The organism is Streptococcus sp. 1171_SSPC (genome assembly GCF_001069335.1).
Lineage (GTDB): Bacteria > Bacillota > Bacilli > Lactobacillales > Streptococcaceae > Streptococcus > Streptococcus xiaochunlingii.
In genome coordinates, this window is record NZ_JWAK01000004.1 from 1 (window position 1) to 5,862 (window position 5,862).

A 5,862-nucleotide genomic window follows, 5' to 3' on the forward strand; every position below is an offset into this window, starting at 1 on the left:
GACTCCCTCATGCGTTGGTTCGAATCCAGCTACCCCAGTTATACTTTGCCGGCGTGGCGGAATTGGCAGACGCGCTGGACTCAAAATCCAGTGTCCGCAAGGACGTGCCGGTTCGACCCCGGCCGCCGGTATAGTTTAAAAGACAAGGTTTTCGGACCTTGTCTTTTTTTCTTTGTTGTGTGTCGAGTTACCAATTTTTTCCATTTTAAAATAAATCATCAAGTTTATTAGCCAATGTTTTCTGTTTGCTAGGGTACAAATGGGAATAAGTATCAATTGTTGTCGTAATAGATGCGTGTCCTAATCTTTCTTTAACAACAAGATAATCTTCCCCTTGATTTATAAGTAATGATGCATGAGAGTGTCTTAAATCATGAATTCTTATTCTCTTTAAATCTTTATCCCTTTCTAGTATTTGCTTAAACTTCTTATCAATCATATTTTTTGTAATAGTTATTGGTGTACTCTGTATTATTTGTAGTTCGTCAGTATTTTTGGTAAATTCCTTAAGTCTTTCTTTTTGTTTTTCTTTCCAATCTTTTAGCATTTCCGTTAATTTCTGATTGATTGTAATATTTCTAGTTCCTGATCGTGTTTTTGTTGTATTAATGTAGCTTGTATTATTTACAAAGTATACCGTTTTGGTAACGAAAATTGTATTTGTTAAAAGATTTATATCATTCCAGTTCAATGCGAGTATTTCTCCCATTCTCATCCCAGTAAAGAAAGCAATTACGAAAAACAGGTCATAGCTTGTTTCATCATCTTGAATAAGTTCTCTAAATCTCGTGAATTCTTCTATACTCCAAAATTTGATATTAGGCTTCCTAATTGGTAATTTTCTCAGATTCTCAACAGGATTTTTATCAATAAGGGATTTTCTTATACCAGTGTCAAAAATTTTTTTAAGTAGAATTAGAACTTTATTAATTGTATTATAACTTAAAGTTTCATTTTCATTTTGTTTTTTAGGTTTTGTTTTTAGGTATTCACGAAATTCGAATATATGGTCATACGTTAATTTATTTAAATTTGTATTTTTAAAATATGGCTTAATATGACGCTCATAATTGTTTCTTTGTGTACTTGTATAGCTTATTTTTCTGCCATTTTTCAGATCATCTTCTTCAAGTAAGTCGAATAACATATCTGTTGTTACTACAAAGTCAAATTGTTTTTCTTTTAATTCTACAACTCTAATATGTTGTTCAAGTTCTAGGGCTTCCTTTTTAGATTTTAATCCTTTACGAATAATACGTATTCTTTTTTGTGTGACTGGGTGGAAACCGTTAGAAACATCAACGGTCCATTTACCACTTTTAGTTTTACGAATAGTCATTCATTATGCTTCTTTCTGGAGTTCAATTCCTAGTAGTTCTTCAGCGACACTGGCTGGAATTGTACCAATCCGTTTGTTATCGTAGATATTAAAACCACGATTCACTAATAGTAATTTGCCAGTATGGATAATCTTTCTTGCAGTTCCTGGAGCAAATCCAAGTTCGATAAGGTCATCTTTTGTTACAGTTTTAATCATGTGATCTCCTTTTCTGATTAGATTAAGTAAGGGGAGGATTAGCTCCCCTTGTCTAATACTTATTTTTGTTTTACATCTACTAAATGGATAGCATCCGCTTTGTAATACATCGTTGAACTAATCATAGTGGCTTGTAAATTGTCAAATGTAACTGGTACTTGATCCATTGCTTGGATATAGTCATTATCGACTAAAGCTTCTGGATTATCTACTGAGACTTGGGTTGATTTCTTTTTGAATTGTCCATCCTTGATCGTTACATTGTATTTCCAACCAATGATTTTATCGGTATTAAAACGTCTTTCGCTACCATCTCGGTTTTTGATAATTTCTCCGTTTGCATCTGCTCGGACTTCCGTTTCAAATTTTGGAATAACTTCATCCAATTCAAATTTTGTTCCAATGTTATTAAAATTCCAGTCATTTTGTGAAAGCATTTTTGCCATAGTTAATTTCTCCTTTTGATATTTTCTTTGATTGTAGGGATTAAATCCTCTCTTTTAAAGAGAATTGCCCGTTCTATTAATCCACTTGCTAAATCTGGTGGATATTCCATATTGTTGAGTGCGAGATAGTTAGACTTCTCATACTCATGCAGTAAGTTATTGTCGTATAGAAATTTATAAGCTTTTAGAATAGCCCCTGAACCTTTATAGGTAAACCATTCTAATTTTTGTTCTAGTTCTGTTTTTGGTTTTGAAATAATGATAGAGACAGGTTTTGAGTGACCTAAAAACTTTTCCCAAGTTCTCAAAGGTTTTGAGAAGTGACTATCACTATAGAACCTCACTTTTTCTTTGAGATATCCCTTGGTAAAGTTGAGAAGATCTATTTCTGAATGCAACCATTCTTGAATGAAGTAGTGAGCTTTTTCTTTCCTAAGTTCTAACTCCGTTCTTATCCAATTTTCTATATAACGCTTGCTGATACCGAGCTTCTCAGCTCGTTCTAAGCGTTTATCGTAAATTCTAAGTCTTTCATCATCATTGGGTTTTCTCAAATATAAGGTCTGGCCGATTGTTTCATCTCCGTAGGTATTGTAGTAAGTGCTTTTTCCATATATAAAGCGTTTCTTCTGACAAATCTTTAGAAGCTGATTAGGAGTGAAATAGGGTGTTTCGTTAAAATCATCTATTGCAATATCAATTCGTCTTACTGAAAACTGATTGTAATTGTAGTAGAGGTTGTTCAGAAACTGTCTTTCGGACAGACTATTTGGATCTAATACCATATCTCTAAAGAACTCGAGTGCCTGTCCTGACATGACAAGCATGTAGGACGACTCTTTCGCTCCATAGTAGATACGGATATTCCCATGATGAAGCTGGCTATCATAGTTATAGTATTTAAGGCTCCCTTTATTCTCAATAAATAGGTCATAATCAAGAAATAGAATGTCTTCGATTATTTCTCTTGGCGAAAATTCAGTCTTATCAAACTGAATTTGAATCCAGTCAAATACAGAACGTAAATGTTCATTTTTTGCCATAGATTTTGATTCAACTTTTTGCCTAATTTTGCCACCCTTAAAATCTCCAAAACCCTTGGGAATACTGAATTCTTTCGATGGTACACCTAACTTGCAGAGGGTGGTGTTACTACACACCCTAACGGTCAAAAATGGTCCGTCCGCATTTACGCTCATTTTCGGCTTTCTGCCTCATGGCTCAGCCGAAAACTCGCTATTAGCCGAACCTATTTTTTGACCTCTTCTGAACAAACCCTAGTAAGCCGGTTTGCATCGACTCTTCAATATCTTGGATTTTCTTTTTTAGACTGGCATTCTCATTTTTTATCAGTCGTATTTCTCGCTTAAATTCCTGTTTTAAGGCACTCAGTTCATCGTAGAGCTCATCTATTACTTGGTTTAGGGATTCGTGCTCATTGTCTGCTAGACTCCCAAATACGGCTTGTATAGCCTCTTTTAGACCTATTTCAAGTTTTAGGTTAGCTAACTTTTGAAATTGTCTAAGGTCTTCGTTTGTAAAGTCATAGGCAACTGTATAACTTAATTGATGAGTCCTTGGATTTCTACTGATAGGAATTTTAATTTTTTTAAATTCCTTGCCACTTATCTCTTTAATCAGTTGAATCCAATTTTTAAGAGTAGAGGTAGAGTTTAGGCCAGAAATTTGATTGACTAACTCTTTATTGGTCATCTTTTTGTGAAACCTCCGAAATTTTCTTGTGCAACTGAAGAGTTTTCTGTGGTATAATTGTTACATAATATGTTTTGATCTTGGAACGAACGGCACATTTGTTTCAAGATTTTTTTATTTTGTCGAATCCTACCTCCTTTATTAAAATTTTAAAATCAACTACTAGTTACATACGCTTTTACCTCCTTTTATGCTATAATATTCTCAATGGAATATTTAATCTCAAAATAAATATTCCTTATGGAATAATTCTATTTTATACCGTTTAGAATATTTTGTCAAGCTAAAATATACAGAATCGAATATTGAAGAGGGAACAATGTTTAATAATAATTCTTTTGGAGATCGTCTTAAGGAACTGAGAAAGAGTAAGAAGTTAACTCAGGTACAAGTTTCTGAGTTGATTGATGTACAACAAGGTACTTATTCTCGTTGGGAAAACGGAACTTTAGAGCCTAATTTAGAAGCCGTTGTCAAATTAGCAAAATTATTTGATACCACGACCGACTATTTATTAGGAAAAACGACTTACAGTACTCTAGATGTTGTCCCGCATCCAATCACTAAAATTGATTTGAAAAAATTAAAAGAGTTTAATAAAACAGAACTAAATGATCTGAAGTTTGCTATTGTCATGCATGGGATAAAAAATCATTTCACTGCATTTGACTATATGGACGAGCTAGTCTCTGAATATAATTTAGATGAAGAAGAGCAAGAAATCTTGCAAACTCTCTTTAAAGAGGTTTATGATTATTTTAATGCAGATTGATGTCTATAGATTTAGAACCAAAAAACACCCATCTTTACATTCCGAGAATACATTTGAAATAAAAAAGAATGCTGATAATTCAACATTCTTTCTAAGTATTATTTGCAAAAAACAAGATATTTTGTCTGTTTAGCTACCAAAAAGATACCAATAGGCTTTTTTATTTCTATCGTCTTTAATACTTTATATTCCGTTCGACAAACTGGGAGCTGTCTTTCCGTTGTTATCAAGAAAGCCTCAATTTATCTATATTTTTCCAATCTCAATAACCCTTCTTCGTCCGGAAGAGTAATCCCATTCTTATAATTATATCCCATCTTCAAATAAAAAGGAGTTGCAGTTATAGAAGCTGGAATTTCTACTCTTTTTGCCCGAAGGAAAAATTCATCTTTCTCAAGTGTTTCAATAATCAGTCGCCCCACACCTTTTCCTTGATAATCCGGTAGTACAAAAATAGTGAAAAGACTACTTTCATCTTCTTTATCCCAATATGGTCCTATCGCACCACACCCAACAATCTTTTCAGCATCACATACCACATAAAAATGCATCCAGTTAGCTCTTTCTAAAATATTTTGTGGTTGCAAATTCTTTACATCATTTTCTATATACTCTAATGAATAATCTTTGATATTAGTAGTTCTTAAAGTTGTTACAACTAATTCCGACACTTTTTCTGCATCTTTAGGTTCAAATCTTCTCACAAACATCTTATTTTTCCTCTACACATTCAAATTTGCCTTATTATACCATATTTATCCCTGTCACATAAAGCTATAACAGAAAAATATTACAATCTTGTAATTACTGTATTTCTATTAAGCTTAACTTTGCCTTTTCTCTTGATATAGTCTTCAATATCAAACACATTCTTTTTATCTAATTCTTCAAGCAACTTCTAATTGAGTAAATCCTGTTTCTAAATGGGTGTTTTTCAATGGAATTTTATTTTTGTGGGTTTAAAAAGATATCTATAATATAATTGTGGTATAATATAGAACAATAATTTAAATGAAAGAGTTATATCAGATGATTTTAGAAGAATTTGATGCCAATCGACAGGCGATTATCAACCCACAAGACCGACACGAACCAATTGAAGGATTTCCCAAAGTAGTCATCTCTTGCTTTTCAAGAGTAACTTTTGCGCGTCTCCTTGAAAATTATGAACATGAGGTCATTACAAGAACTTCCATTTCCAACTTTGAAGTCTTAGTCTATGGGATTACGATTGAAGACCAACAGATTGCTGTCTTTAATGCACCAGTTGGGGCTGCTTCCTGTGTAGGGATTATAGAGGATTTGATTCAATTTGGGATGGAAAAACTAGTGCTCTTTGGGACCTGTGGGGTTTTGGACCAAGATATTGAGGCGACCTCCATCATCATTCCAAC

The 5,862-nt window shown here is 33.3% G+C and carries 7 protein-coding genes, 1 tRNA gene and 2 pseudogenes; 3 read left to right on the forward strand and 7 right to left on the reverse strand.

Features of this window, described 5'->3' with window-relative positions:
* Window positions 1-47 precede the first annotated feature (47 nt).
* A tRNA-Leu gene (locus ADF75_RS00270) sits at window positions 48-131 on the forward strand.
* Window positions 132-205: 74 nt separating this feature from the next.
* On the opposite strand, the gene ADF75_RS00275 is transcribed toward ADF75_RS00270, so the two are convergent.
* The 5 genes from ADF75_RS00275 to ADF75_RS00295 are packed head-to-tail and all read right to left on the reverse strand — an operon-like array spanning window position 206 to window position 3,696.
* The gene (locus tag ADF75_RS00275; protein WP_048788721.1) at window positions 206-1,339 is read right to left on the reverse strand and encodes a tyrosine-type recombinase/integrase; all 1,134 of its coding nucleotides are present in this window, start codon (window positions 1,337-1,339) and stop codon (window positions 206-208) included.
* 3 nt (window positions 1,340-1,342) lie between these two features.
* Window positions 1,343-1,537 (reverse strand): DUF3173 domain-containing protein, encoded by a 195-nt coding sequence (locus tag ADF75_RS00280; protein ID WP_000598356.1) that lies wholly within the window; start codon window positions 1,535-1,537, stop codon window positions 1,343-1,345.
* A gap of 59 nt (window positions 1,538-1,596) precedes the next feature.
* Window positions 1,597-1,983, reverse strand: a complete 387-nt coding sequence (locus ADF75_RS00285; RefSeq protein WP_001096844.1) for a hypothetical protein — start codon at window positions 1,981-1,983, stop codon at window positions 1,597-1,599.
* Window positions 1,984-1,985: 2 nt separating this feature from the next.
* A complete protein-coding gene (locus ADF75_RS00290; protein ID WP_048788722.1) occupies window positions 1,986-3,182 on the reverse strand; it encodes a replication initiation factor domain-containing protein in 1,197 nt (398 codons plus the stop codon).
* Between the two features lie 40 nt (window positions 3,183-3,222).
* Window positions 3,223-3,696, reverse strand: coding sequence for a hypothetical protein (locus ADF75_RS00295; protein ID WP_037599776.1), 474 nt, complete (start codon window positions 3,694-3,696; stop codon window positions 3,223-3,225).
* Window positions 3,697-4,015: 319 nt separating this feature from the next.
* On the opposite strand from ADF75_RS00295, the gene ADF75_RS00300 reads away from it, so the two are divergent.
* Complete coding sequence (locus ADF75_RS00300; protein WP_048788723.1) at window positions 4,016-4,468, forward strand: helix-turn-helix domain-containing protein; 453 nt, start codon at window positions 4,016-4,018, stop codon at window positions 4,466-4,468.
* Between the two features lie 242 nt (window positions 4,469-4,710).
* Here the strand turns inward: ADF75_RS00300 and ADF75_RS00305 are convergent, their stop codons facing one another.
* Together ADF75_RS00305 and ADF75_RS10695 are read right to left on the reverse strand one after the other, a co-directional pair.
* Window positions 4,711-5,178 (reverse strand): GNAT family N-acetyltransferase, encoded by a 468-nt coding sequence (locus ADF75_RS00305; RefSeq protein ID WP_048788724.1) that lies wholly within the window; start codon window positions 5,176-5,178, stop codon window positions 4,711-4,713.
* A gap of 80 nt (window positions 5,179-5,258) precedes the next feature.
* Window positions 5,259-5,366, reverse strand: a pseudogene (locus ADF75_RS10695) (conjugal transfer protein); the annotation flags it as partial.
* A gap of 131 nt (window positions 5,367-5,497) precedes the next feature.
* On the opposite strand from ADF75_RS10695, the pseudogene ADF75_RS00310 reads away from it, so the two are divergent.
* Window positions 5,498-5,862, forward strand: a pseudogene (locus ADF75_RS00310) (phosphorylase); the annotation flags it as partial.